This window comes from Pseudoalteromonas sp. JB197, assembly GCF_002332205.1.
Lineage (GTDB): Bacteria > Pseudomonadota > Gammaproteobacteria > Enterobacterales > Alteromonadaceae > Pseudoalteromonas > Pseudoalteromonas nigrifaciens.
This window is the reverse complement of sequence record NZ_NRGZ01000001.1, coordinates 1,920,312-1,946,201: the sequence shown is the minus strand read 5'-3', so window position 1 is coordinate 1,946,201 and position 25,890 is coordinate 1,920,312. Positions and strand designations below refer to the sequence as shown.

At 40.6% G+C, this 25,890-nt stretch carries 27 protein-coding genes; 25 read left to right on the top strand and 2 right to left on the bottom strand.

The window, feature by feature from the left end; translation table 11 throughout:
* The first annotated feature begins 4 nt into the window (after positions 1-4).
* The 25 genes from fliI to CIK86_RS09110 all read left to right on the top strand — a co-directional run bounded on the left by fliI (position 5) and on the right by CIK86_RS09110 (position 23,203).
* The gene (gene fliI, locus CIK86_RS09230; RefSeq protein ID WP_011327488.1) at positions 5-1,339 is read left to right on the top strand and encodes a flagellar protein export ATPase FliI; all 1,335 of its coding nucleotides are present in this window, start codon (positions 5-7) and stop codon (positions 1,337-1,339) included.
* The gene (gene fliJ, locus CIK86_RS09225) at positions 1,339-1,791 is read left to right on the top strand and encodes a flagellar export protein FliJ (RefSeq protein ID WP_086993590.1); all 453 of its coding nucleotides are present in this window, start codon (positions 1,339-1,341) and stop codon (positions 1,789-1,791) included. The genes fliI and fliJ overlap by 1 nt, the downstream gene beginning before the upstream one ends.
* A gap of 127 nt (positions 1,792-1,918) precedes the next feature.
* A complete protein-coding gene (locus CIK86_RS09220; protein WP_086993588.1) occupies positions 1,919-3,652 on the top strand; it encodes a flagellar hook-length control protein FliK in 1,734 nt (577 codons plus the stop codon).
* Between the two features lie 57 nt (positions 3,653-3,709).
* On the top strand, positions 3,710-4,237 hold the full coding sequence (gene fliL / locus CIK86_RS09215) for a flagellar basal body-associated protein FliL (protein WP_086993586.1): 528 nt from the start codon (positions 3,710-3,712) through the stop codon (positions 4,235-4,237).
* 9 nt (positions 4,238-4,246) lie between these two features.
* Positions 4,247-5,338, top strand: a complete 1,092-nt coding sequence (gene fliM, locus CIK86_RS09210; RefSeq protein WP_086993584.1) for a flagellar motor switch protein FliM — start codon at positions 4,247-4,249, stop codon at positions 5,336-5,338.
* Between the two features lie 20 nt (positions 5,339-5,358).
* A complete protein-coding gene (gene fliN, locus CIK86_RS09205; RefSeq protein ID WP_086993582.1) occupies positions 5,359-5,757 on the top strand; it encodes a flagellar motor switch protein FliN in 399 nt (132 codons plus the stop codon).
* A complete protein-coding gene (fliO, locus tag CIK86_RS09200; protein WP_086993580.1) occupies positions 5,754-6,143 on the top strand; it encodes a flagellar biosynthetic protein FliO in 390 nt (129 codons plus the stop codon). The genes fliN and fliO overlap by 4 nt, the downstream gene beginning before the upstream one ends.
* Positions 6,144-6,147: 4 nt before the next feature.
* Entirely contained in the window at positions 6,148-6,888 is a 741-nt protein-coding gene (gene fliP, locus CIK86_RS09195; protein ID WP_086993578.1) for a flagellar type III secretion system pore protein FliP, read from the top strand.
* A gap of 41 nt (positions 6,889-6,929) precedes the next feature.
* Positions 6,930-7,199, top strand: a complete 270-nt coding sequence (locus tag CIK86_RS09190; protein WP_086993576.1) for a flagellar biosynthetic protein FliQ — start codon at positions 6,930-6,932, stop codon at positions 7,197-7,199.
* A 2-nt stretch (positions 7,200-7,201) separates the two neighbouring features.
* Positions 7,202-7,981: a flagellar biosynthetic protein FliR gene (gene fliR, locus CIK86_RS09185; RefSeq protein WP_086993574.1), complete on the top strand. Its 780-nt coding sequence runs from the start codon at positions 7,202-7,204 to the stop codon at positions 7,979-7,981.
* A 9-nt stretch (positions 7,982-7,990) separates the two neighbouring features.
* Complete coding sequence (flhB, locus tag CIK86_RS09180; protein WP_086993572.1) at positions 7,991-9,121, top strand: flagellar biosynthesis protein FlhB; 1,131 nt, start codon at positions 7,991-7,993, stop codon at positions 9,119-9,121.
* 72 nt (positions 9,122-9,193) lie between these two features.
* Entirely contained in the window at positions 9,194-11,305 is a 2,112-nt protein-coding gene (flhA, locus tag CIK86_RS09175) for a flagellar biosynthesis protein FlhA (protein WP_086993570.1), read from the top strand.
* 20 nt (positions 11,306-11,325) lie between these two features.
* Entirely contained in the window at positions 11,326-12,816 is a 1,491-nt protein-coding gene (gene flhF / locus CIK86_RS09170; RefSeq protein ID WP_086993568.1) for a flagellar biosynthesis protein FlhF, read from the top strand.
* Complete coding sequence (locus CIK86_RS09165) at positions 12,809-13,669, top strand: MinD/ParA family protein (RefSeq protein ID WP_086993566.1); 861 nt, start codon at positions 12,809-12,811, stop codon at positions 13,667-13,669. The genes flhF and CIK86_RS09165 overlap by 8 nt, the downstream gene beginning before the upstream one ends.
* A 26-nt stretch (positions 13,670-13,695) precedes the next feature.
* Positions 13,696-14,406 carry an RNA polymerase sigma factor FliA gene (locus CIK86_RS09160; RefSeq protein WP_086993618.1) on the top strand — a complete coding sequence of 237 codons (711 nt, stop codon included), beginning with the start codon at positions 13,696-13,698 and terminating at the stop codon, positions 14,404-14,406.
* A 40-nt stretch (positions 14,407-14,446) separates the two neighbouring features.
* Positions 14,447-14,830 (top strand): chemotaxis response regulator CheY, encoded by a 384-nt coding sequence (gene cheY, locus CIK86_RS09155; RefSeq protein WP_086993564.1) that lies wholly within the window; start codon positions 14,447-14,449, stop codon positions 14,828-14,830.
* A 16-nt stretch (positions 14,831-14,846) separates the two neighbouring features.
* Entirely contained in the window at positions 14,847-15,614 is a 768-nt protein-coding gene (locus CIK86_RS09150; RefSeq protein WP_086993562.1) for a protein phosphatase CheZ, read from the top strand.
* A 15-nt stretch (positions 15,615-15,629) separates the two neighbouring features.
* Positions 15,630-17,795 carry a chemotaxis protein CheA gene (locus CIK86_RS09145; RefSeq protein WP_086993561.1) on the top strand — a complete coding sequence of 722 codons (2,166 nt, stop codon included), beginning with the start codon at positions 15,630-15,632 and terminating at the stop codon, positions 17,793-17,795.
* A 53-nt stretch (positions 17,796-17,848) separates the two neighbouring features.
* Positions 17,849-19,009 carry a chemotaxis response regulator protein-glutamate methylesterase gene (locus CIK86_RS09140; protein WP_086993558.1) on the top strand — a complete coding sequence of 387 codons (1,161 nt, stop codon included), beginning with the start codon at positions 17,849-17,851 and terminating at the stop codon, positions 19,007-19,009.
* Positions 19,002-19,766 carry a flagellar motor protein gene (locus CIK86_RS09135; RefSeq protein WP_086993555.1) on the top strand — a complete coding sequence of 255 codons (765 nt, stop codon included), beginning with the start codon at positions 19,002-19,004 and terminating at the stop codon, positions 19,764-19,766. The genes CIK86_RS09140 and CIK86_RS09135 overlap by 8 nt, the downstream gene beginning before the upstream one ends.
* Positions 19,767-19,768: 2 nt before the next feature.
* Positions 19,769-20,728, top strand: a complete 960-nt coding sequence (locus CIK86_RS09130) for a flagellar motor protein MotB (RefSeq protein ID WP_086993553.1) — start codon at positions 19,769-19,771, stop codon at positions 20,726-20,728.
* A 12-nt stretch (positions 20,729-20,740) separates the two neighbouring features.
* Positions 20,741-21,511, top strand: a complete 771-nt coding sequence (locus CIK86_RS09125; RefSeq protein ID WP_086993551.1) for a ParA family protein — start codon at positions 20,741-20,743, stop codon at positions 21,509-21,511.
* Positions 21,512-21,514: 3 nt separating this feature from the next.
* The gene (locus CIK86_RS09120; protein WP_086993550.1) at positions 21,515-22,264 is read left to right on the top strand and encodes a CheW domain-containing protein; all 750 of its coding nucleotides are present in this window, start codon (positions 21,515-21,517) and stop codon (positions 22,262-22,264) included.
* Positions 22,265-22,288: 24 nt separating this feature from the next.
* On the top strand, positions 22,289-22,783 hold the full coding sequence (locus CIK86_RS09115; RefSeq protein ID WP_086993549.1) for a chemotaxis protein CheW: 495 nt from the start codon (positions 22,289-22,291) through the stop codon (positions 22,781-22,783).
* An 18-nt stretch (positions 22,784-22,801) separates the two neighbouring features.
* Positions 22,802-23,203 (top strand): DUF2802 domain-containing protein, encoded by a 402-nt coding sequence (locus CIK86_RS09110; RefSeq protein ID WP_086993547.1) that lies wholly within the window; start codon positions 22,802-22,804, stop codon positions 23,201-23,203.
* A gap of 29 nt (positions 23,204-23,232) precedes the next feature.
* Here CIK86_RS09110 and CIK86_RS09105 read toward each other — a convergent pair whose 3' ends face one another.
* Together CIK86_RS09105 and CIK86_RS09100 are read right to left on the bottom strand one after the other, a co-directional pair.
* A complete protein-coding gene (locus tag CIK86_RS09105; protein WP_086993545.1) occupies positions 23,233-23,541 on the bottom strand; it encodes an EscU/YscU/HrcU family type III secretion system export apparatus switch protein in 309 nt (102 codons plus the stop codon).
* 2 nt (positions 23,542-23,543) lie between these two features.
* Positions 23,544-25,847, bottom strand: a complete 2,304-nt coding sequence (locus CIK86_RS09100; RefSeq protein WP_086993543.1) for a flagellar hook-length control protein FliK — start codon at positions 25,845-25,847, stop codon at positions 23,544-23,546.
* Between the last annotated feature and the right edge of the window lie 43 nt (positions 25,848-25,890).

The following is a 25,890-nucleotide window of genomic DNA, read 5'->3' as shown; positions in this document are numbered from 1 at the left end:
TGTTATGTCTGCTTTAGATGTCTCATTAAGCGAACGCTTATCTCAATACAAACAGCATATTAAACCGCCAACACTTGCTGTAGCGGGTATTTTAACGCGAGTAGTTGGCCTTACCCTTGAGGCCAAAGGCTTACGTGCGCCTGTAGGTAGCCAGTGTAAAATAGAAACCATGAACGGCTTTGTTGATGCCGAAATAGTTGGTTTTAACGACCAAACATTATATTTAATGCCAAACGATCATATATCGGGGGTGCTTCCTGGTGCTCGAGTGATCCCACAACTTAACGACACAGGTTTACCTGTAGGCATGAGTTTGCTGGGCCGCGTAGTTGATGGCTTAGGCCGCCCTCTTGATGGTTTAGGTAAAATTAATGCCGAGCACTATCTTAAATTTGCCCAAAAACCGATAAACCCCCTTTCAAGACGACCCATAAGCCAGCCAATGGATGTAGGCGTGCGTGCTATAAACTCAGTAATAACAGTAGGACAAGGCCAACGAATGGGCTTGTTTGCAGGCTCGGGTGTAGGTAAGTCGGTACTGCTTGGTATGATGACACGTGGCAGTGAAGCCGATGTTATTGTGGTGGGGCTGGTGGGTGAACGTGGCCGTGAAGTAAAAGAATTTATTGAAGAAATACTTGGTGTAGAGGGGCGAAAACGCTCGGTGGTTGTAGCAGCACCGGCAGATTCTTCACCATTAATGCGTTTAAAAGGCTGCGAAAGTGCGGTGACTATTGCTGAGTACTTTCGCGATCAGGGATTAAACGTTTTGTTATTGCTCGATTCGGTAACGCGTTATGCCATGGCGCAGCGTGAAATAGCACTTGCGGTAGGCGAGCCACCGGCGACTAAAGGCTACCCGCCTTCGGTGTTTGCAAAGCTGCCTGCGCTGGTGGAGCGTGCCGGTAACGGCGGAGAAGGACAAGGCTCTATTACAGCCTTTTTTACTGTACTAAGTGAAGGCGATGATATGCAAGACCCCATTGCCGATGCAGCGCGCGCTATACTCGACGGCCATATTGTACTTTCGCGGGAGCTGGCCGACAGCGGTCATTATCCGGCAATTGATATAGAAAAATCGATTTCGCGAGTGATGCCACAAGTGGTATCTGAGACGCATATGCAACAAGCGCGAGTGCTTAAGCAGGTGTATTCTATGTACCAGCAAAATAAAGACATGATCACCTTAGGTGCGTATCAAAAAGGGACAGATCAAATGCTTGATCAAGCCATTAATATGATGCCAAGAGTAAATGCCTTTTTACAGCAAGGTATGCGCGATGTAATTAGTTACGACGATGGCCTGCAAGGGCTGGCGCAGTTATTAGGGCAAGCATAATGGCTAAAAACAAACTGCATTTATTATTAAAAATTGAAAACGATAAAGAAGAAACACTACGGATGAGCTATTTGCAGGCGAATCAAAATTTACAAGCAAACCAGCAAAAGCTCCAAGGTTTAAATGACTTTAGATTGGAATACACCCAGCAATTACACATTAAAGGACAGTCGGGTTTATCAAGTGCCGGGTTTAGTCAATTTCATGCATTTATTGCCAAAATAGAAGAAGCAATTCGCCAACAAGCCAATACCGTTAATACCGCAAAACAAGTGGTGAGTCAGCGTAAAACACTGTGGTTAAAGCAGCAAATTAAGGCTAAAGCAGTCGCTAAACTAATCGAAAAACAACAGTTGAAGGCTAATGTGCTGGTGGCTAAAAATGAGCAAAAAATGTTGGATGAGTTTTCTGCTAATCAATTTTTTCAACGTCATAATAGCAACCGAGCTTAAAGTAAAAGTGCGATTGTTCTTTTGAATGAACACTAACAAATTAGGCACGTTAATTGCTTTATTGTTAGGTGGTGTATAATTTTAGGCATTATGAGGTGGCTTGTTGCCGCTTTATATTAGGTGATTTATGGCGATTAATAATATTTCAGTGTTAACAGTATCAGAGCAAGAGGTTTTCTCAAGTAAACAAACGAGTGACGCCTCGAGCTCCAGTGAAAACGCGAGTGCTGGCTTTTTTAACCAGTTGGAAGATGCTAATAAAGCCGTTTACAATAATAGCAACAAAACTAAAACACAAAATACAGATGAAGAAAATACTATTGCTACACAGCCTAAACAGGCAGAAGTGTCGGATGATGCGATATCGGGTGATAGTATGTTAGCGCAAATAAATGCAGCCCATACAATGGATACTACGGTTAAAAAAAATGCAAGCGTTAAGGCTGAGGTGCTAGATGAAGATGCCAAGCAATTAAAAGCGAAGCCAGATGATCAACTTGCTCCTATTGTTATAGCGCCGCATAGTTTAGCTGTAAATGAAACAGTAGCTAAAACCACGGTTGATGTTGATAATGATGTGTTAGACAGTTCCGCTGTGAACTCTCAGGCGAAAGATGAGAAGTTAATACCACTGAGCAAAAACATAGTAGCCGTTAATAAAGCGGGTGTAACCGTACATACTCAGTCAGTAGATGCTGCAGTGATTAGTTTGCTAAGTAAAGACAGCGAAGCAATTAAATCAGATCCGTTACTTGCTAAACTTACACCCGAGCAGCATGAGCAATTAACTACGCAGCTGCAGGCAAGTAGCAAAGACAACCTAGCAACGTTAAAACAAATGCTAACCGAATATGTTGTAGAGAGTGATAAAGCAAACGCGGCAGACACAGTCAAGCAGGCTTTAAATTCACAAATAAGTGCATTAACCAGACCAGAGAAACAAGCACTATTGAGTCAGTTAAATAGCTATATTAAAAATGAGCAACCTCAAGGTGAGCAGTTAGCAAGTATTAAGCAAACTATCGTTGATTTATCTACATCAATAGACTCTAAAGTGCATTTAATAGCAAATGACAAAGCTAATCTTGGTTTAAGTAACACAGCTAATATAAATACACCAAAAAGTGAAAATAATAATCAGTTAGAAAAAGTAGTAATTAGTGGAATTAGTGATAAAGAAGCCGTTAAACAAGATATATCGCTAAAAGAACCCGTGCGCAGCAATAGCGCTGAGCCATTACCACCAAGGGTAACACAGCTGTTTACGCAAATTACTAATACGATTAATAAGCTACCCACTCGTGGTTTAAACCATAATGAAAGTTTAGGGTATGAGCAAGCTATTATAGATACACAGGCATTGCAAACAGGGCAGTTACAAAGCACAACACAAGCTAAACAAGTAAGCTTTGATCCAGGTGTTATGCAAGCACTTAACATTATTAAAAGTGATGCGGCAAAAATGCTGCAAGAGCGAGTGAGCTCTATGCTAAGTATAAATAATAAAGTAGCGGAAATTCGCCTCGATCCACCAGAAATGGGCAGTATGCAAATTCGCATCAGAAGTGATGCAGAGCAAGCACAAATAAACTTTGTAGTACAAAATCAGCAAGCAAAAGAAGCGCTAGAACAAACATTACCGCGCTTACGCGAAATGCTTGCCCAGCAAGGCATTGATTTAGGCGAAAGTACTGTTTCTTATGGAGAGTCTGGAGGGCAAGGAGCAGAGCAAAATGAAGAAAATGCTAATTCTCGCTTGGCCAATAATGAAGTGAGTATTGATGAAAACGACGAGCTAGTTAATACACAAATATCAAGTTCTAGACAACAAACGTCATCATCAATAGATTACTATGCCTAAGTACTGCTATTATGAGAACTAAAACAAGCAAGTACCTTGTCTAATAAAGGAAATGTCATGGCTGAAGAGGCTAATTTAGAAATAGAAGATGCGAGTAAAAGAAAAAAGAAGCTGGTAATAATAATTGCCGCTGTATTGCTCGTGGTCGGTGCTGTTGCTGGGTATTTTTTTCTTATGGGCTCTGATAAGTCAGCAGAAGGTTTAAGTGATGGTCATGCATCTACTGAAGAAGCGAGCGCAGTTAATGGTTCGTTGGCTAAAGTAGGCAGTGCTTTATATGTGGCTATGCCAAGACCTTTTATATTTAATGTACCTGGTTCTAGCCGTGATAGAATTGTACAAATTAGTGTTCAGTTATTAGTACGTGGTGCAATAAACGAAGAAATAGCGAAAAAGCACATTCCTCTTATAGAAGGTAAGCTACTAAGTGTATTTTCTACTACAAGTGCTGATGAATTAAGTACTAGTGCCGGTAAGGAAACCTTACGTTTTGCTGCGCTTGAAAAAGTACAGGTTGCATTGATGGATGTTGAGGGTAGTAAAGTAATTGAGCGGGTATTGTTTACCGGCTTTGTAATGCAATAAGGGGCTAGTGTGAGCGATTTATTATCCCAAGACGAAATTGATGCGCTATTACATGGTGTTGATGAGGTCGAAGAGGAAGATATACACGGAGGCGATGATGGCGATGGAGGGACACTTCAGTATGACTTTTCCTCGCAAGATCGAATCGTACGTGGTCGTATGCCGACGCTGGAAATTGTTAACGAACGCTTTGCTCGGCATATGCGAATTAGCTTATTTAACATGATGCGCCACACCGCAGAGGTGTCTATAAACGGTGTGCAAATGATTAAATTTGGCGAGTATGTGCATACCTTATTTGTGCCGACGAGTTTAAATATGGTGCGTTTTAGACCATTAAAAGGCACCGGCCTTATTACTATGGAAGCACGCTTAGTATTTATTTTGGTTGATAACTTTTTTGGTGGTGATGGCCGTTATCATGCAAAAATAGAAGGCCGAGAATTTACCCCAACTGAGCGACGCATTGTGCAAATGTTACTAAAAATAATCTTTGAAGATTATAAAGAAGCATGGGCGCCGGTAATGGATGTATCGTTTGAATACCTCGACTCAGAAGTAAATCCAGCCATGGCTAACATTGTAAGCCCAACCGAAGTGGTGGTTATTAGCTCTTTTCATATTGAATTAGATGGTGGCGGAGGGGACTTTCATATTGCTTTACCTTATTCTATGTTGGAGCCAATAAGGGAGCTGCTTGATGCGGGCGTACAATCGGATACCGAAGACACCGATTTACGCTGGAGTAGGGCTCTTCGCGATGAGATAATGGATGTAGAGGTTGAGCTATCTACTCAGTTACTGGAAGTAGATTTAACTCTGAAGCAGATAATGGAACTTAAAACAGGTGATATTATTCCGGTAGAAATGCCTGAGCATATTACGGTGTTTGTTGAAGAGTTACCGACATTTAGAGCTAAAATGGGCCGCTCACGCGATAGTGTTGCGCTGCAAATTAGTGAAAAAATTAAACGGCCTGATTCCGTTAAATCTGAACTGCACGTATTTACCAAAGGTGGTAAGAAAATTGATTCAGATGCTGAATTAGCAGAACTAGAAGAGGATTTACACCTTTCAGACGGTGTAAGGTTAGACTGGTAATTTATTAAAAGGTTAAACGTATGAGCGATGATCAAGACACTATGGACGAGTGGGCAGCAGCCTTGGCAGAAGCTGAGGGTACTGACGAAAGTGGCCAAGCCAAAGTAACAGAACTCGATGAGTTAAGTGATACTAGGCATGAAATCAGCGGCGAAGAAAAACGCAAACTTGATTCTATTTTAGATATACCTGTGACTATTTCTATGGAAGTAGGGCGCTCTAAAATTAACATTCGTAATTTATTACAATTAAATCAAGGCTCAGTGGTAGAGCTTGACCGAGTTGCGGGTGAACCGTTAGATGTACTTGTTAATGGCACTTTAATTGCGCATGGTGAAGTAGTGGTGGTAAACGATAAGTTCGGTATTCGTTTAACCGACGTTATTAGCCAGGTTGAACGGATTAAAAAACTACGATGATGGTATTAGCTACTTTAACAAACTCAGTTTTTGCGCAAGCAGAAACGACTTCGGCTACATCTTCGTCTGATATTCTTTCTATGGCGCTATCACTTATTATGGTGTTAGTACTTATTTTAGTGTTAGCGTATTTTGTTAAAAAACTAAATCCGAATTTAACTAATAATGATGAATTTAAAGTAGTGCGTAGTTTACCCTTGGGTTCTCGCGAGCGCTTAATGGTGGTGGAAATAGACAATGCCCAGCATTTGTTAGGAGTAACTCCCCAAAGCATCAATTATTTGCATAAGCTGGAAACACCTTTGAGTGAAAAAGAACTACCAGAACTCGCAAAGCGTTTTGGAAAACTTTTAAATCCACAAACAAACCAAAATAAAAAGAATTAAAATTATGACGAAATGGCTGCTTGTTATTTTTGCCATGGTATTTGTACCAAATGTTAGTGCTGAAGGTATTGATGCACTCACTATTACCACAAATGCAGATGGCACCCAAGACTACTCGGTAACGCTGCAAGTACTGGCTATTATGACCGCGCTGAGCTTTATTCCAGCGGCTATAATCATGATGACCTCGTTTACCCGTATTATTGTGGTGCTGGCTATTTTGCGCCAAGCTATAGGTTTACAGCAAACCCCTTCAAACCAAGTATTATTAGGTATGTCATTATTTTTAAGTATTTTTATTATGGCCCCTATCTATCAACAAATAAACGAACGCGCTATAGAGCCTTACTTAAGCGAAAAAGTGACTTCAATGGAAGCATTGGAATTGGCAAAAGAGCCAATGAAAGCCTTTATGCTATCGCAAGTACGGATAAAAGATTTAGAAACCTTTGCTAAAATAGCGGGGCATGATCAGTTAGATTCACCAGAAGCCACACCGTTAATTGTACTTATTCCGGCGTTTGTAACCAGTGAACTACAAACTGCCTTTATTATTGGCTTTATGTTTTTTATTCCTTTTTTAATCGTAGATTTAGTGGTGGCGTCGGTATTAATGGCCATGGGTATGATGATGCTATCGCCGATGATAGTCTCTTTACCGTTTAAAATAATGCTGTTTGTATTGGTTGATGGCTGGAGCTTAGTGATGGGAACCTTGGCAAAAAGCTTTGGTTTAGGCACATGACCTTACTTAGCACTAAGCGAATTACGTACTAGGAGTACGCCGTGGAACCAGAAGTATTTGTTGATATTTTAAGTAGCGCGCTGTTTTTAGTGATTAAATTGGTTTCAGCAATTGTAGTACCAGGTTTAATTATTGGCTTAGTTGTTGCTGTTTTTCAGGCAGCAACCTCAATTAACGAACAAACTTTGAGCTTTTTACCACGCTTACTTATTACTATAAGTGCCCTCATTGTTGGCGGCCACTGGTTTACCCAAGAGTTAATGGACTTTTTTACCCGCCTAGTATTACTTATTCCTGAAATTGCAGGCTAAACATGGAATTACCGTTTGCTGTCGTTATTCAATGGTTGAGTGATTTTTTACTACCATTAGTGCGTATTAGCTCAATGATTATGGTAATGGCCGGCCTTGGCGCTAAAAACGTACCTACTCGTATAAAAATAGGTTTAGCCGTTGTGGTTACTTTTGTTGCTGTGCCTATGCTGCCGCCTGCTACCTTTACTAATTTATTTTCATTTGAAATGATTTTAGTGGTTATTCAGCAAATGCTAATAGGCATTGCTATTGGCTTTGCATCTACCTTATTGTTAAATACCTTTGTGTTAGCTGGGCAAATACTGGCTATGCAAACGGGTCTTGGTTTTGCTTCTGTAGTTGACCCCTCTAATGGTTTAAGTGTGCCTGCAGTGGGGCAGTTTTACCTTATTTTAGCGACCTTATTATTTTTTGTATTTAATGGTCACTTAATGATGATTCAAATGGTGATACATAGCTTTGAAGTGCTGCCGATTGACGGTAATTGGTGGGCGGTGGATCATTACTGGGACATAGTAACTTGGGGTGGCTGGATGTTTACCACGGCGCTGGTGCTATCACTGGCACCACTTACTGCTATGCTAGTAATTAATATGTCGTTTGGCATTATGACCCGCGCTGCGCCACAGTTAAATATTTTCTCTATTGGCTTTCCGTTTACTTTAGTTGCTGGGCTTATCATTATTTGGGCGACCTTAGGTAACTTTGTATCGCAGTTTGAGTTTCAGTGGCTAAAAATGGTCGAGCTAATGTGCTCATTAGTGGGCTGCTCGCCTTAGGAGGTTATTGTGTCTGAAGATTCTGGACAAGAAAAAACCGAAGAACCCACATCCAAAAAAATAGAGGATGCCAAAAAGAAAGGCCAAATAGCGCGATCCAAAGAGTTGGGTACTATGTTTGTGCTTATTTTTTCGGCTATTTCGTTGCTCATGTACGGTCCCGAAATTGGTAAAGGTTTGTATAACGTAATGGGTAGAATGCTTAGCCTAAACCGTAACGAAACCTACGATACCACCAAAATGTTTGCTGTATGGGGCGAAGTGGCCGATGCGCTGATATTTCCTATGGCAATGTTTGTATTAATTATTGTATTAGCTGCTTTTATTGGTAACACCATGCTAGGTGGCTTCAATTTTAGTTGGCAAGCTGCTGCACCTAAAGCCAGTAAAATGTCGCCTGCTAAAGGCTTTAAACGTATGTTTGGCCCACAAGCTGGGGTGGAACTGTTAAAGTCGCTGTTAAAGTTTGGTTTAGTTGCCAGTTTTGCAGTGTTTTTAATTAATACCTTTTTTGATGAAATACTGCACTTAAGTGTAGAAAGCGCCCCAGGTAATATTATTCATGCCTTAGAAATATTGGCTTGGATGTTTTTAGGCTTGTCTTGTACCTTAATTATTATTGCTGCGATTGATGCGCCATTTCAAAGTTATAACCACAATAAACAACTTAAAATGACCCTACAAGAAGTAAAAGACGAGTATAAAAATTCAGAGGGTGACCCACAAATAAAAGCGCGTATAAGGCAAACCCAGCGGCAAATGTCGCAAAAACGCATGATGCAAGACGTGCCCGATGCCGATGTTATTGTAACTAACCCTACTCATTACTCAGTGGCTTTAAAGTACGACACCGAACGCGCCGGAGCACCTATAGTAGTTGCCAAAGGAATTGATGAAATGGCAATGCAAATTCGTAAAATAGCGATTGGTAATGAAGTGCCTATCTTAGAATCGCCGTCGCTTACTCGAGCGCTTTATCATACTGCAGAAGTGGGGGAGCAAATTCCAGATCAATTATTTACCGCAGTTGCACAAGTATTGGCTTATGTGTTTCAGCTTAAGCGCTTTAATAAAGGGCGTGGCAAACGCCCCACTAAGCTTAATAAAAAACTGCCTATTCCTGACGATTATCAGTATTAATTTAAATAACCTATAACTTGGAATAGTTATTGCAATTTCACAGTAGTGTCAATTTTTTGAAATTGTAGGGTTATGGGATTTAAAGCGGTATTACAACAACTTAACAAAGATAAAAAAGAGTATGCCAAAGGCGTAGGTACACCATTAATGGTACTTGCTGCGCTGGGTATGGTCATTTTACCTCTTCCTCCGTTCCTGCTTGATATATTATTTTCTTTTAATATTGCCCTTGCTTTGGTGGTGTTACTGGTAACTGTATACACCATGAAACCACTTGAGTTTGGTATGTTTCCGGCTGTGTTACTAATCGCCACTATTATGCGCTTGGCACTTAACGTTGCCAGCACCCGAGTAGTATTACTTGAGGGCCACAATGGTGGTGACGCTGCCGGTAAAGTAATTGAAGCCTTTGGCTCTGTAGTTATTGGTGGTAACTATGCGGTAGGTTTAGTGGTGTTTTTAATATTGATCATCATTAACTTTGTGGTAATTACTAAAGGTGCTGGGCGTATTTCTGAAGTGTCGGCGCGTTTTACCCTTGACGCTATGCCGGGTAAACAAATGGCAATTGATGCCGACATGAATGCGGGCTTTATTAGCGCTGAGCAAGCCCGAGAGCGCCGCGAAGAAGTAACCCGCGAAGCCGACTTTTATGGTTCTATGGATGGTGCCAGTAAATTTGTAAAGGGCGATGCTATTGCCGGTATTGTTATATTAATTATTAATCTTGTTGGTGGCTTGTTTGTTGGCATGATCCAACACGATTTAAGCTTTGGCAATGCCATGGAAATTTATACCTTGCTTACCATAGGTGATGGCTTGGTTGCGCAACTCCCTTCATTATTACTCTCTATTGGTACTGCTATTGTTGTAACGCGTCAAAATGAGTCGCACAACATGGGCGATCAATTTAAGAAACAACTCGGTAACGAAAAGTCGTTATTTATTGCTTCAGGTATTTTAATCATTATGGGCTTAGTGCCTGGTATGCCGCACGTAGCGTTTTTAAGCTTAGGCGCACTATTAGGTTATTTAGCTTATTACACTCAACAAAATAAATTAAAAGCAGCGGCAGCACTTGCCGAGGAAACCGCTAATGGCGGGGCTGCCGGAACTGGTATTGCCAATAAACAAGAGCAAAAAGAGTTAGGTTGGGACGATGTGCAGCAGGTTGATGTGATTGGTTTAGAGGTAGGTTACCGACTTATTCCATTGGTTGATCAATCCCAAGGTGGCGAATTGTTAAACCGCATTAAAGGCGTGCGTAAAAAGCTTTCTCAAGAATTAGGCTTTTTAGTGCCCCCAGTACATATACGCGACAACTTAGAGCTAGACCCAAATGCATACAGAATTACCTTAATGGGTGTATCAAGTGGCGAAGGGGAGCTAAAGCACGGCGACGAATTGGCAATTAATCCGGGACAAGTATTTGGCCCTATAAAAGGGATTGAAACTAAAGATCCAGCTTTTGGCTTGGATGCGGTGTGGATCAAGCCTGATCAAAAAGACGAAGCGCAATCGCTTGGTTATACCGTGGTTGATTCGGCGACTGTGGTTGCCACTCATATCAGCCAATTACTCACCAATAATGCGGCGTTATTATTAGGCCACGAAGAAGTACAAAACCTATTAGATATGCTAGCAAAAAGTCACCCAAGGTTAGTAGAAGGTTTGGTGCCTGATGTATTGCCATTAACTACCATAGTTAAAGTTTTACAAAATTTATTAAACGAAGGTGTAGCTATTCGTGATATGCGTTCAATAGTGCAAACCCTTGTAGAGTATGGCTCACGTAGCCAAGACCCAGATGTTTTAACCGCTGCGGTACGTATTTCACTGCGTCGATTAATAGTTCAAGATGCAGTGGGTATGTCTTCAGAAATCCCTGTCATAACCTTGGCGCCAGAGTTGGAACAGATGTTGCATCAGTCATTACAAAATGCAGGCGACGAAGGTGCCGGAATAGAGCCAGGACTTGCAGAGCGACTTCAAGTGTCATTAAACGAAGCGCATCAAAATCAAGAAATGGCCGGTGAACCTTCAATACTGTTAACGTCAGGAATGTTACGCACTGTGTTATCTCGTTTTGTTAAGTACACCATTCCAGGATTGCGAGTGATGTCTTATCAAGAGATACCAGACGAAAGGCAGATCAAGATTGTTAGCTCAGTAGGCCAACAATAAGATTTTAAAGGGGTTAAACCATGAAGATTAAACGTTTTTTTGCTAAAGATATGCGCACAGCACTTAAAGAAGTTAAAGATGAGCTAGGTGTTGATGCGGTTATTATGTCTAATAAAAAACTCGCAAACGGCGTAGAAATTGTCGCAGCGGTTGATTATGACAAAGCAGCCCCTAAAGCCGCCGCGCCACAACAAAGTGCGCCGCTGCAGCAGCGTACGGCACATTCTGCCCACTCGCAAAGCATGCATAACTTTGTAAAACCAGAGCCACAGCGTGCTAGACCTGAGCCACAAGCAAAGGTAGCCGACAGCTTACAAGCGCTATTAGAGCGCCAGTCGCCGCGTCCACGTTCAGCAGAATTGGCTTCAATGTTTTCGCAATCAGGTATAGATACCTCAGAGCATTATCAAGAGCCGGTCGCTAAACAACGCCCTACCAATATGTTTGCGCGTGAAGAAGCCGCGCAAGCACGCCCACAAACGCAAGCTGACAGCTTAGGTTTTGATGACCTAGACCGTGATTTTGATGAATTAGACATGCCAGTTGCGCAAACACACACGACTAAAAATACCGAAAGTGAAGCAATGAGCACAATGCGTGAAGAAATGAACGCAATTCGCCAGTTATTAGAGCACCAAGTGTCGGGTTTAATGCAGCAAGATATGGCGCGCCGTGACCCAACGCGCGCATGCATGATTGACCGCTTAGTAGGCATGGGAATCGATAAAGAAGTTGCTGAGCAAATGGCTTGTTTTGTACCTGAAGATGTTCCGCGTCAGCAGGGCTGGAAAGCGCTGTTAACTATGGTTGAAGATCAGATGCAAACCACGAATAATGAAATTTTGCGCCAAGGTGGTGTTTACGCATTAGTTGGCCCAACCGGTGTAGGTAAAACTACGACAGTGGCTAAGCTCGCGGCATTAGGCGCACAAAAATATGGTGCTGATAAAGTAGCGCTAATTACTACCGATACATACAGAATTGGTGCTTACGAGCAGCTTGCAACGTATGGCCGTATTATTGGCTGTGGGGTTAAGCAAGTTAAAGATGCGAACGAACTAGCTGAAGTGTTATATCATTTACGTAACAAGCGCTTAGTACTTATAGATACCGCAGGTATGAGCCAACGTGATTTACGTTTAACTGAGCAGTTAAATACCTTAATGCGTAATCAGCGTGTGGATATTCGTAATTACTTAGTATTAAGTGCCACTGCGCAAATAAATGTGCTACAAGAAACCGTAAGACACTTTAAAAAAGTACAGTTAAGCGGTTGTATTTTCACTAAACTCGACGAATCATTAAGTTTAGGCGAGATAATTAGTATTGCGATTCAAAATCGCTTGCCAATAGGGTATCTTACTAATGGTCAACGAGTACCTGAAGATATTCGAGTTGCAAATGCAGAAAAACTAGTGAAAAAAGCTGAGCAATTATATTTAAAGAGAACAAAAGTACAACATTCACGACACCAATCAGTGGCGTCGAGCACAGTAGAGATGTATGATTAACACAGTATTAGATCAAGCAAGCGGCCTGCGTAAAATGAGCAAAAATAATAATAACGGCGTTAAGGTTATCGCCGTCACTGGCGGTAAAGGTGGGGTTGGAAAAACAAATGTATCGTTAAATACTGCGATCGCTTTAGGTCAGCAAGGTAAGCGAGTGCTAGTTCTTGATGCTGATTTGGGTTTAGCCAATTGTGATGTGATGCTTGGGCTGCGTGTTGAGCGTAATTTATCGCATGTGTTATCAGGCGAATGTGAGCTTGATGAAATATTAGTAGAAGGCCCCGCTGGGATAAAAATAGTACCAGCGACTTCGGGTTCGCAAAGTATGGTTGAATTGTCGCCTGCAGAGCATGCTGGGCTTATTCGCGCATTTAGTGAACTCAATACTGATTTTGATATATTAGTAGTTGATACTGCTGCCGGTATATCGGATATGGTACTGAGCTTCTCGCGTGCTGCACAAGATGTTTTGGTTGTGGTATGTGATGAGCCTACCTCAATAACCGATGCCTATGCACTGATCAAAGTATTAAGCCGCGAACATGGCGTGTATAAATTTAAAATTGTTGCCAACATGGTGCGTTCATTACGCGAAGGGCAAGAGTTATTTGCAAAGCTATCAAAGGTTACAGACCGATTTTTAGATATATCAATGGAGCTGGTTGCAACCGTTCCTTATGATGAAAATATGCGCAAAGCAACACGTCGTCAAAAAGTAATTGTTGAACTGTTTCCTAGTTCTCCAGCTGCACTTGCCTTTAAAACATTAGCAACAAGAATAACAAAGTGGCCAATACCGAACCAGCCTTCGGGTCATTTAGAATTTTTCATTGAGAAACTCGTTAACGGCTAACTATGACTACATTGGTGAATAGAGCTATGGGATATGAATCAACACAAAATTTAAATATGATTGTTGAAAAGCATGCTTCATTAGTAAAAAAAGTAGCATGTCATTTAATTGCTCGTTTACCCCCTAGTGTACAACTCGATGATTTAATTCAATCAGGAATGATAGGATTAATAGAGGCGTCAAAAAACTTTGATGCCACTAAAGGCGCTAGTTTTGAAACCTTTGCGGGTATTCGTATTCGGGGCGCTATGCTTGATGAAATGCGCCGTGGAGACTGGGCTCCACGTTCAGTGTATCGTAAAAGTCGTCAAGTAATGCAAGTTATTTCTGAGCTGGAATACAGTCTCAATCGTGAACCCAAAGACAGCGAAGTTGCTCAAAAGCTTGAGATAACGTTAGAGCAATATCATCAAATTTTAACCGATGTTAATTCAAGTAAAATTCTAGGTATTGAAGACTTAGGAATTGATGAAGATGTCATAACCCCCGTTGGGCATGATTTAGCACTAGACAAACCCTTTAATAACGTTAAAAATGAGCGTTTTAATGAATCATTATTAAATGCAATTAAATCATTGCCAGAGCGAGATGCTATGGTACTTTCTTTGTACTATAACGATGAAATGAATTTAAAAGAAATTGGACAGATACTCGATGTAAGTGAGTCGCGTGTAAGTCAGATACATGGTCAGGCGATGATTAAGCTAAAAGCAAAAATCAATGACTGGATAAATTAGAAGTAAGTAAATAAAGGTTTAGGCCTCACTGGAGGATGTTTTGAATAAAAACATAAAAATTCTAGTAGTTGATGATTTTTCAACTATGAGACGTATTATTAAAAACCTGTTGCGTGATTTAGGATTTACCAATGTCCATGAAGCAGATGATGGTTCGACTGCTTTGCCTATGTTACAAAATCAAGTTTTTGATTTTGTGGTAACAGATTGGAATATGCCTGGCATGCAAGGTATTGACTTGTTAAGAGCAATACGCGCGGATGATAAATTAAAGCATCTTCCGGTTTTAATGGTTACTGCAGAAGCTAAAAAAGAGCAAATTATTGCGGCAGCTCAAGCAGGTGTTAACGGTTATATTGTTAAGCCATTTACTGCAGGTACATTAAAAACTAAATTAGAAAAAGTGTTCGAACGCTTAGGTTAATAAGAGGGAGAGGCTTATGTCAGCAATTGCTGCGCCTCATATTACTTTAGAACAAGCACGTCAGCTGGTCACTTTTTTAGAAAACGGTGAGCAACACAAAGCGAATCAATTAATTTTAGAGACTGCCTCTCAGGAGCAATCAAAATTATTTGCTGAAGTTGGTAAATTAACGCGTCAGTTACATGAATCATTAAAAGGGTTTGAGCTTGATACGCGTTTAGCCGATTTGACTACTGAAGCTATTCCTGATGCTAAAAAGCGACTTAACTATGTCATAGAAATGACAGAAAGTGCTGCTAATAAAACTATGGATGCAGTTGAAGCAAGTCTACCCATAGCACGACAGTTAGCCGATGAAGTATCGCACATCAAGCCGACGTGGGATCGCTTAATGAATCGTGAACTTGAGCTGGGTGAATTTAAAACACTGTGTCATAGCGTTAATAAGTTTATGAATAGCTCTCATCATAAAACCGATGAGTTGCAAGCATTAATGACCAATGTATTAATGGCTCAAGATTACCAAGATCTAACCGGGCAAGTAATTCGCCGCGTTATTGAGCTGGTACGCGAAGTTGAAGAGAGTTTAATTCATCTGTTAACTGCGTTTGCTGCGCAAGATGAAAATGATGCCAATATAGTAGAGCAACAAAATATATCAGATTCGATTACAGAACAAACATTAGCAGGCCCAGAAGGTCCTATAATTGATAAAGAATCGCGAAATGATGTTGTATCTGATCAAGATGAAGTTGATGATCTTTTATCAAGTTTGGGCTTTTAATAGGAGAGTAACTGCATGAGCTTTGAAGTCGATGAAGATATATTACAAGATTTTTTAGTTGAGGCTGGAGAAATCCTTGAGCTTTTATCTGAACAATTAGTTGAACTGGAAAATAACCCAGAAGATACTGAGTTATTGAACGCTATTTTTAGAGGCTTTCACACTGTTAAAGGTGGCGCGGGCTTTTTAGCGATGACAGAGTTGGTTGATGCCTGTCATGGCGCAGAAAATGTGTTTGATTTACTGCGTCAAAAAGTGCGTACAGTTAACTCTGAGCTAATGGATGTTATACTTCAAGCACTTGATACGATTAATGAAATGTTTGCTACGATAAAAAATCGTGAGCAACCAGTGCCTGCAGATCCACAACTACTTGAAATTTTACATAAGTTAGGGTTACCGCCCACAGAAGAAGAGCTTAGTGGAATAGCTGCCGAACCTATTATAGCACAAGATTCCGGTAACACTGATGATGATCCTTTTGCGTTTGATGAGTTGTTTGATACACCAAGCTCAACGCAGACTGATGGTAAAATTGATGAAATTAGCGAAGATGAATTCGAAAGCTTACTTGATGAACTTCACGGCAAAAGTAAAGCCTCTGCAGTAAATGAGTCGTTAAGTAATAGTGACGATTTAAGTGGCGATATTACAGATGATGAGTTTGATAGTTTATTAGATGAGCTTCACGGCGTTGGTAGTTTTGGTGCGGTAAATAAAAACAGCTCTACACAAGCAGTTCAAAGTGCTGCCATTAGTACTAACGATGATGAAATAAGTGACGATGAGTTTGAAGCTTTATTAGATGAATTACATGGTAAAGGCACAGCACCTAAGTCATTAGAAAGCGCTAAAAAAATATCTACAGAAGATACTTCAGCTAAAACTGAACCTGTAGTAAAAGCATCTACAGTACCAGTTAAAAAAGTGGAACAACCAAAGCCGGCTGCTGTAACTGCAGGTTCGGACGCAAATACCGCTGCACCCATCGCTAAAAAATCGCCACCCGCACAAGCGGAAACCACGGTAAGGGTTGATACCAAACGCCTTGACCAAATAATGAATATGGTTGGTGAGCTTGTGTTAGTGCGAAATCGCCTAGTTAGCTTAGCAGCAAATTCAGAAAGTGAGTTTATGAGTAAAGCGATATCTAACTTAGATGTCGTTACAGCTGACTTGCAAGGTGCGGTTATGAAAACGCGAATGCAGCCAATCAAAAAAGTATTTGGCCGTTTTCCGCGCGTTGTTCGCGACTTAGCACGTACCTTAAATAAAGATATTAACTTGTTACTAGTTGGTGAAGAAACTGATTTAGATAAAAACTTAGTTGAAGCATTAGCCGATCCATTAGTGCATTTAGTGCGTAACTCGGTTGATCATGGCATAGAAATGCCAGATGAACGCGAAGCTGCAGGTAAACCGAGAACAGGTACAGTTACGCTTTCTGCTTCGCAGCAAGGGGATCATATTTTGCTTACCATTAAAGATGATGGTGCAGGAATGGATGCTGAAAAACTAAAACAAATAGCGATTAAAAAAGGCGTGCTTGATCAAGAGCAAGCAAGTCGTTTGTCTAATACCGAAGCTTACAACCTGATATTTGCGCCAGGATTTTCCACCAAAGAAGCAATATCTGATATTTCTGGTCGTGGTGTTGGTATGGATGTGGTTAAAACTAAAATCACCCAGTTAAATGGCTCGGTTAGCATAGAATCAGAGTTGGGTGTGGGTACTATACTTGAAATTAAAGTACCGTTAACTTTAGCTATTTTACCTACCTTAATGGTGGTGGTGAGTGAGCAAACATTTGCACTACCATTAGCAGGGGTAAGTGAAATATTTAACTTAGACCTTACTAAAACGAATGTGGTTGATGGTCAGTTAACTATTATTGTTCGTAAAAAAGCAGTGCCTTTATTTTATTTAGAGCATTGGCTAGTGAAAGGTGCCGATCGTACGAGCCGTAAAGCGCAAGGGCATGTGGTTATTGTGCAAATAGGTACACAACAAGTTGGCTTTGTGGTTGATTCGTTAATTGGTCAAGAAGAAGTGGTTATTAAGCCTTTAGACGCCTTACTACAGGGTACACCTGGAATGGCAGGTGCAACTATTACTTCGGATGGTGGTATTGCACTTATATTAGATGTACCGAGTATGTTAAAACATTACGCAGGTAAATAATAAAGTAGACGTATTATTAATACGTCTACACAATAAAAAAATAAGAGAACAAAATGGCCGTTAAAGTTTTAGTTGTTGATGATTCGAGCTTTTTTCGCCGTCGAGTGAGTGAAATTCTTGAGTTAGATAGCGAGATTGAAGTAATTGGTTTTGCCGTAAATGGCCGAGATGCTGTAGAGAAAGCAGCGAGTTTACGTCCTGATATGATCACCATGGATGTAGAAATGCCAGTATTAGATGGTATTAGTGCTGTAAAAGAAATTATGGCCAGTAACCCCACGCCAATTTTAATGTTTTCTTCATTAACTCGCTCTGGTGCAACAGCAACTTTGGATGCACTTGATGCCGGCGCGATGGATTTTTTACCGAAAAAATTTGAAGACATTGCTCGCAATAACGAAGATGCCATTAAACTGCTGCAAAGCAAAGTAAAAGCGATTGGCCGTCAACGTATTAGACGTGTTGTTAGCCCTAGAGCCCCGAGCATAGACAAACCTTTATTTACACCTACTTCAGCACCAAGGCTTGCACAAACAAATAAAACAGCAACAACAGTAGTGCAACCAGAGCGAAGCTTTAATAATACGCCGGTAACTAGCCGCAACGCTACAGTAACAAAGCGCGCAAGTGGTAAACACTATCAACTAGTTGCAATAGGTACATCAACGGGTGGACCGGTTGCGCTACAAACTATATTAACTCAGCTCCCAGCTAACTTTCCGCATCCTATATTGTTAATTCAGCATATGCCAGCTGCATTTACTCCGGCTTTTGCGGCACGCTTAAATAGCTTGTGTAAAATTCAAGTCAAAGAGGCGCAGCAAGGAGATAGACTGCAAGCAGGAGTAGCTTACTTAGCACCCGGTGGCCAGCAAATGATGATTGATGGTCGTGGGGCAAGTAGAACATTACGGGTTTTTGAAGATAACAGCGAGCGCATTAGTTATAAACCAAGCGTTGATGTGACCTTTGCCAGTGCTGCAAAAGCATATCAAGGTGATGTGCTAGCCATAGTATTAACTGGCATGGGCGCCGATGGACGTGAAGGCGCTCGCATACTTAAACAATCAGGGGCAACTATTTGGGCACAAGATGAAAAAAGTTGTGTTGTTTATGGTATGCCACAAGCAATTGCTAATGCTGGTTTAGCGAGTGAAAGCTTACCTTTAAATGAAGTAGCAATGCGCTTAAATACAGAGGTAGGCTGTGGATAAACTCTCCGTACTAGGTTTGCTTATTGGCTTAGGCGCCATTGCAATAGGTTACTCGTTAGAGGGAGGGGTTATATCTGCACTGTTTAATGGGCCTGCACTTATAATTGTACTGGGTGGCACATTGGGTGCGGTGATGTTGCAAACATCAGCTAGTACATTTAAAAAAACACTAGAAATTACGCACTGGGTTTTTGTATCGCCTCAACATAATATTGAAGAAGCGATTGAGCAAGTAAAAGAATGGTCGCATAAAGCGCGTCAGCAAGGTTATTTAGCCCTTGAAAATGAAGCGCTTACTCACCCAGATGCCTACGCTGCAAAAGGGCTAGGGTTATTAGTTGATGGTTGCTCTGAGCAAAAACTGCGCGATACTTTAGAAATTGATTTACTGTTAGAGCGCGAACGTTTATTGGAAGCAAGCCGTGTTTATGAAGCTATGGGCGGTTATAGCCCGACCATAGGTATTTTAGGCGCAGTGCTTGGCCTTATTCAGGCTATGTCGTTTATTACTGATCCGCAAAAGCTAGGAGTCGGTGTTGCATCTGCCTTTATAGCAACTATTTATGGTGTGGGCTTAGCTAATATATTATTTTTACCTATGGCTAATAAGTTAAAACAGCGGGTTGAGCAAAAAATGCTTTATCACGAAATGCTTGCTGAGGGGGTAATTGCAATAAGTCTAGGCGAAAGTCCAGTAAGTATTGAATTAAAGCTTGAAGCGTATCGGGTTGATCGTCCAAATGTTGTGGTTGAGTAACTATGTTACGCCGTCGCTTACGCAGCAATACCACAAAAAGCCAACACACAGAACGTTGGCTGGTGTCTTATGCTGATTATATGACAATTATGTTTGCCTTCTTTGTGGTTTTGTATTCAATAGCAATTAACAAAGAAGAGAAATTTCAAGTGCTGTCCGATTCGATTGGTTATGTATTTGATAAGTCAGCCCGTCAACATTCGCAGCAAGGGACAGGGGTAAGTGGCGACGCAATATTGACAGACAGAATAACCCCAGAGCAAGAAGTGCTCTATGGCGAAAGTATTTTAAAAGAAGAACAAGGGCCAAAGTTACTGGACGGACAAAGCGATACCAGTAATGTTGAGCAAAAACACCTTGGCAAACCACTCGATAGCTTATTGACTAAGCTGCAATCGTCATTAATAGATGAAATACGCGATGGTGAAGCCAGTTTAGAGCTCAGCCAAGATTGGCTGATCATTGAGCTTAGCTCAGGCATGCTATTTTCGAGTGGCAGTAGTGTAGCGCAAGTTCGCGCTAAACAAGTGGTTAAAATAATTAAAGATATTATTGCCCCGGTAGATAACTATATTAGAGTGCGCGGCTATACTGATAACCAAACCATAGCTAATGAAATATATCGCTCTAATTGGGAGTTGTCGGTTGCTCGTGCAACAAGCGTTTTAGTTGAGCTTGAAAGCTTAGGTATAAATTCGGCTCGAATGGCAATTGAAGGTTATGGTCAATATTCTCCTTTTGCCACTAACGATACTAAGCAAGGGCGTGCTGAAAATCGTAAAGTAGTTATTGCACTGTCTAAATATGGATTGCCACCAACTGCAGAAGTAGTCAGCGTTGAGCGGCAAAAAATAGCAGTTAAACCTGAGCCCGAAGTAGAATTACCTTCTGACGATAATACAATAAAAATAATTCGTTTACCCCATGGCGGTATTCGTATATCGACTCGAAATGAATTGTAATTAGGATGCAATGTGAAGATTTGGACTGTAGCAAATCAAAAAGGTGGAGTAGGGAAAACCACAACAGCGGTTAGCCTTGCAGGTATTTTAGCATCTCAAGGTAAGCGCGTGTTATTGATTGACACTGATCCTCACGCCTCATTAACCTATTACTTTGGCATTGATTCAGAGGATTTAGAGGTTAGCGTATACGATATTTTTGTACGCGGAACTAGCATGCAAAGCGAAGAAATACTCCAAGCCTTATGTCCATCCAGTATTGAAAATTTAGATATATTACCCGCTACTATGGCTATTGCTACCTTAGATAGAAGTATGGGCAATAAGACAGGTATGGGATTAATATTAAAAAAAGCGCTTGCAAAAATAAGCGAATATTACGACTATGCAATCCTTGATTGCCCCCCCGTGCTTGGCGTATTAATGGTTAATGCGCTTGCTGCGAGTGAACGCATTTTAGTACCGGTACAAACCGAGTTTTTAGCGCTAAAGGGGCTCGACAGAATGATGCGTACTATGCAGTTAATGCAAACATCTCAAGCTAAAAGCTATCAATATACTATAATTGCCACTATGTACGATAAGCGCACTAAAGCATCGTTAGCAGCATATAAAACACTGCAAAATACTTACACAGATAAAGTGTGGCCGGGCGTTGTTCCGGTAGATACCAAATTTAGAGACGCCAGTTTAGCGCAACAAGTTCCGAGTGAATTTTGCCCACGGTCTCGCGGAGTCTATGCTTACAAAGCATTACTCGATTATTTAATAGAACAAGGTTGATCAATGAGTAAGCAATTATTTGCTAATGAAAAAGTAATGACTCAATATTTAGGCGCGTTATTGTGTGAAGACGAGCCTGTAGATAATCTTGAACCCATTGCAAAATTACTTGAACAAGTAACGGATAAAAAAACTGAACAGCCAGATTTAGAAGCGCAGAGCACACAAAGTACGCCTGCATTTGAGCAAGCTGTGCCAGAGGCTAGTCAAAACCAGATAGCGCAAGAAATTAAAGAGCAGATCACTTCAGCTGAACACACAGTGTCGGCCGAGCAAATATTAGCCGCACAAAGTCAAGATGACTATTTTGACGGTCAGTTTCAAGCCTTGTTTTTTGAAGTAGCTGGATTAACGTTAGCTGTGCCGCTTAAGGCGTTAGGCGGTATACATGAACTTGGTGAAATAAATCAGTTATTTGGTAAACCTAAATGGTTTAAAGGGGTTATGCTCAATAGGGATGAAAAGCTTAACGTGGTCGATACCGCACGTTGGGTTATGCCAGAGAAGTATGACGAAAAGTTAGAAGCGTCACTTAACTACAAGTATTTAATTACTTTAGGTGACAGTCAATGGGGGTTATTGGCAGAAAAGCTAATAAATAACATTACATTGAGTAAAGAAGATGTAAAATGGCGTACAAACCAAAGTAAGCGCCCATGGCTTGCTGGTGTTATTAAAGAAAAAATGTGCGCTTTAATAGATGTGAATAATTTAAATACATTATTAGAAAAAGGCCTAGACAGCCGTCAGTAATAATGACCATTACGGGGAAACAGCATGAACCAAGATAAGTTACTGTCAGCAAGTAAGAATGCCGATAATGATGAAATACTACAATGGGTAACGTTTAAGTTAGAAGACGAGACTTACGGTGTTAACGTAATGCAAGTGCAAGAGATATTACGCTACACTGAAATAGCCCCTGTACCTGGCGCGCCATCATACGTGATTGGTATTATTAATTTACGTGGCAATGTGGTTACGGTTATTGATACCCGTGCTCGGTTTGGCTTATCTGATGCTGCAACAACAGATAATTCGCGAATTTTAATTATTGAAGCCGAAGAGCAAGTGATTGGTATTTTAGCCGACAGTGTATCTGAAGTGGTTTATTTACGCAGCTCAGAAATAGACAGCGCGCCGAATGTAGGCACAGAAGAAAGCGCTAAGTTTATTCAGGGTGTGTGTAATCGTGAAAACGAGTTACTTATTTTAGTTGATTTAAATAAACTACTTAGTGACGACGAATGGGATGAGTTGAGCGATTTATAAGCTTTACTACTAAAAACTATGTTATTACTCAGTTTAGCTATTATAGCGTTGGCTGTTGCTCTTATCGCGCTGGCGATGATCATTCTATTTAAAAGTAACTATGCCAATGAGCTTAGCGCTCAGTTGCAGCAATTTAAAGACTCTGCTGAACAAATTAATATTTTACGCAGTGAAGTGCAAGAATTGCGCACTGGGTTATTAAGTATTGGTAAGCGAGTACTTGAAGTTGAGCAGCAAAACGAAGACCTAATTCAGCAACAAGCGGCGCAAAAGTATGACGACCCAGATGCAAGGATTTATTCTCGCGCTGTGAAAATGGTCGAGCTTGGGGCTGATTTAGATGAAGTGATTCGTGAATGCGAATTACCTAGAGCAGAAGCTGAACTGTTGTTTTCACTGCATAAACAAAAAGGCGCTTAGCGTCTTTTTTGTTTTTACTGCCGTTAAAGCTACGCTTTAATATTTAACTTACCTTGAAAATCTTGCCAGCCAGGCGGAAACTGCCCCCTTAATACATACGAAAACGCAATTAGTTCAGCAATTACATAATACAACTCTTTGGGTATTTCCTCCCCAAGCTCCAAGTGCGATAGCGTTTTGGCTAATGCTGCATCTTGGTGGATCATAATGCCTTTTTTTTCAGCTGCCGCAATAATTTCATCAGCTAGTTCACCAAAGCCTTTAGTACTTACCGTAGGCGAGTTCCCGGCGGTATATAAAAGTCCAATTGCGGATTTATTTTTGGCTGAGTCACCCATTTTTATACCTTAATATTAATAATGGCATGCGATTTATAAAATGCTTGGTGGTTTGCATCGCCTTGCTTTAAATTAAGGCTACCTACTTGCAAACCATGCTTGGCTAATTTTGATCTTAAATTATCAAGATGCGGATGAGCCATAGCGGTCACTTCTTGGCTTGATGCAAATAACTGGCAATCAAGTGCTTTACCCATTAATTCGGCAGTAATTTGTAACTGACCAAGCTGTGCATAATCAAAATTTAATCTAACAAACCAGACATCTTTGCCTGTTAGTTTATCACTACTGGGCTTTTTATATTGGCCTAATGTTATTTCTGTTTGCGCTGCTTCTGGTGGTAACTTCATCGGTAATAAAAAGTTAACCAAAGGGTTTGAATCGGCTAACTGGTTAGCTGGGGTAACACTTACTTGGCTAAGAGTGCTTTTAACCTGTATTAACTCCCCTGCAAGCGCTTGCACTTGGCCTTGCTGCAGTTGCTCAAGTAGTTTAGCGCCAGAGTTGCCGGTTTTAAATGTGGGTAATAACACCTGCAGTAGTGCATCTAAGCCGGTTTGATTATTAATGCTAATTGGCGTAGTTGTTTGGCTAATAATAGGCGCGGCTAAAATACTCACTGCAAGCTGCTCTAATCCCTGACTAAAACTACTTTGCAGTATGTCGTTTGTCAGTTGTGTAGGTTGTAATGTGGCGAGAATTTCGCGCTGTATGGTTGCAGGGTTAGCATTGTTACTTGAGACCATACGATTAAATGCTTGGTTGATTAAGCGAGTTAAATCAGGAGTGTCTTTAGTGACTTTATTTGTAATGTCAGTAATCTGACTACTTAAAAGTTGTTTGTTGTTAGCCTGACTATCAGTAGAGTAAGTATCAGGGAACTTTAATAATGTACTTAATAGCTTTGCTTCTATTGGTTGTAACATTTGACTACGGGAGGCAAAGTTGGACTGCGGCTCTACTAATGGCTGGGTGTTTTTGATGGTAGCAGGGTTTGTTTTATTTTGATTACTATCGGTTATAGCTAATTGTACCGAGGGAGCTATTTGCCCTTTAGTTACAGCTCTATTAATAGGTGATTGCCAAACACTAACACTTACTTTCATAAGTTGAGTTAATTGCACTAGCGGCGGAAGCCTTGAAAAGTGCTCTGACAAAATATTGCCTATATTACTAGTTAATGACGCTCTTGTATTTTGGGGAATGCTAACGCTATTTAGTGATGATTCGGCCTGTTGTATAATTAAAGGCGCTTTTTGTAGCGCAGACGATGCAGGTGGCGGTGTTAACTCAGGTTTATTTGGTGCCGCAAAAGGCTTGTTTTCAAAATATTTAACTGCATCATTAATTCTAGTTTTTAAATCAATAAAGCTGTTTTGTAGCCATGACTTTATTGGGCTGTCAGCTGTAAGTAATGGGCTTGCTTTGACATTGGGCGCAGAGAAAGGCATTTCAGGTGCATTGCTTTTTTGAGCTAAAAGTAACTCGTTAAATGGTTTAGAGAATGAGTTATTAAGCGTCACTTTTATATTATTAGTATCGGTTTTAATAATTAACTTATCAGCCTGATTTACTAAGTTTACTTTAATAGGCGTGCTAGGTAGTTCGGCAACGTGTTGATTAGTAATAGGCGTTGTAAACGAGCCTGACTTTTGAGGATGAGTTAAAATAGCTAGCTTAGGTGTTGCTTGAAGTTGCGCACTAGGTAATAAAGCTACGAGTAACTTAGTCAGTTTAGTTTGGCTAAGTGATTGTGAGTGAACCGTCTCAGCAAAGCGATTAATAACATTAAGCTGTGCGCCTTTATTAGTAGTACTAACAACTACTTTTAAAGGCTGCTCAGTTATAAGTAACTGAGCTACCTCTTTATTTATTGCAATACTCGCGTTGAGTTTATCAATAACTAATTTGGGAGTAGGGGATGCAACTACTTGCACATCCATTGGTTGGCTTTGTATTTCAGTGCCAGTGCTTACATAATTTAATAAACGCTGTAATTGCACTGGTTGATTTAAAGTAAGGGTCGTACTATTTGGAGAAATACTGAGCTGCTTACCATCGGGGCTGAGTTGTATGTTGGCACTGGCTACTTTTTGTAAACTCTGCGGCGCAGTTGTAGTGCCAAGTCTTAATGTTTGCCAATGCTTATCAATAAATACATCGAGCGTAATTGAGTCTTTCGAAAATTGAATGTTTTTAGCCGCAAGTACCTCATTAGGTAACTGTGGTAATTCATTGCTTTGGCTATGAGTAGACTGATTGATAACCAATGAATTAGATAATGTAATTTGCGTAGGTGTATTCATTATTTTAAATCAAGTTTTCTTTATTTTTAGTGAATCGATTTTA

Excerpts from the sequence above, each read along its gene's own strand:
- fliI (WP_011327488.1), top strand. The coding sequence starts at position 5 with ATGTCTGCTTTAGATGTCTCATTAAGCGAACGCTTATCTCAATACAAA.
- fliJ (WP_086993590.1), top strand. The coding sequence starts at position 1,339 with ATGGCTAAAAACAAACTGCATTTATTATTAAAAATTGAAAACGATAAA.
- CIK86_RS09220 (WP_086993588.1), top strand. The coding sequence starts at position 1,919 with ATGGCGATTAATAATATTTCAGTGTTAACAGTATCAGAGCAAGAGGTT.
- fliL (WP_086993586.1), top strand. The coding sequence starts at position 3,710 with ATGGCTGAAGAGGCTAATTTAGAAATAGAAGATGCGAGTAAAAGAAAA.
- fliN (WP_086993582.1), top strand. The coding sequence starts at position 5,359 with ATGAGCGATGATCAAGACACTATGGACGAGTGGGCAGCAGCCTTGGCA.
- fliO (WP_086993580.1), top strand. The coding sequence starts at position 5,754 with ATGATGGTATTAGCTACTTTAACAAACTCAGTTTTTGCGCAAGCAGAA.
- fliP (WP_086993578.1), top strand. The coding sequence starts at position 6,148 with ATGACGAAATGGCTGCTTGTTATTTTTGCCATGGTATTTGTACCAAAT.
- fliR (WP_086993574.1), top strand. The coding sequence starts at position 7,202 with ATGGAATTACCGTTTGCTGTCGTTATTCAATGGTTGAGTGATTTTTTA.
- flhA (WP_086993570.1), top strand. The coding sequence starts at position 9,194 with ATGGGATTTAAAGCGGTATTACAACAACTTAACAAAGATAAAAAAGAG.
- flhF (WP_086993568.1), top strand. The coding sequence starts at position 11,326 with ATGAAGATTAAACGTTTTTTTGCTAAAGATATGCGCACAGCACTTAAA.
- CIK86_RS09165 (WP_086993566.1), top strand. The coding sequence starts at position 12,809 with ATGATTAACACAGTATTAGATCAAGCAAGCGGCCTGCGTAAAATGAGC.
- CIK86_RS09160 (WP_086993618.1), top strand. The coding sequence starts at position 13,696 with ATGGGATATGAATCAACACAAAATTTAAATATGATTGTTGAAAAGCAT.
- CIK86_RS09150 (WP_086993562.1), top strand. The coding sequence starts at position 14,847 with ATGTCAGCAATTGCTGCGCCTCATATTACTTTAGAACAAGCACGTCAG.
- CIK86_RS09145 (WP_086993561.1), top strand. The coding sequence starts at position 15,630 with ATGAGCTTTGAAGTCGATGAAGATATATTACAAGATTTTTTAGTTGAG.
- CIK86_RS09140 (WP_086993558.1), top strand. The coding sequence starts at position 17,849 with ATGGCCGTTAAAGTTTTAGTTGTTGATGATTCGAGCTTTTTTCGCCGT.
- CIK86_RS09130 (WP_086993553.1), top strand. The coding sequence starts at position 19,769 with ATGTTACGCCGTCGCTTACGCAGCAATACCACAAAAAGCCAACACACA.
- CIK86_RS09120 (WP_086993550.1), top strand. The coding sequence starts at position 21,515 with ATGAGTAAGCAATTATTTGCTAATGAAAAAGTAATGACTCAATATTTA.
- CIK86_RS09115 (WP_086993549.1), top strand. The coding sequence starts at position 22,289 with ATGAACCAAGATAAGTTACTGTCAGCAAGTAAGAATGCCGATAATGAT.
- CIK86_RS09110 (WP_086993547.1), top strand. The coding sequence starts at position 22,802 with ATGTTATTACTCAGTTTAGCTATTATAGCGTTGGCTGTTGCTCTTATC.
- CIK86_RS09105 (WP_086993545.1), bottom strand. The coding sequence starts at position 23,541 with ATGGGTGACTCAGCCAAAAATAAATCCGCAATTGGACTTTTATATACC.
- CIK86_RS09100 (WP_086993543.1), bottom strand. The coding sequence starts at position 25,847 with ATGAATACACCTACGCAAATTACATTATCTAATTCATTGGTTATCAAT.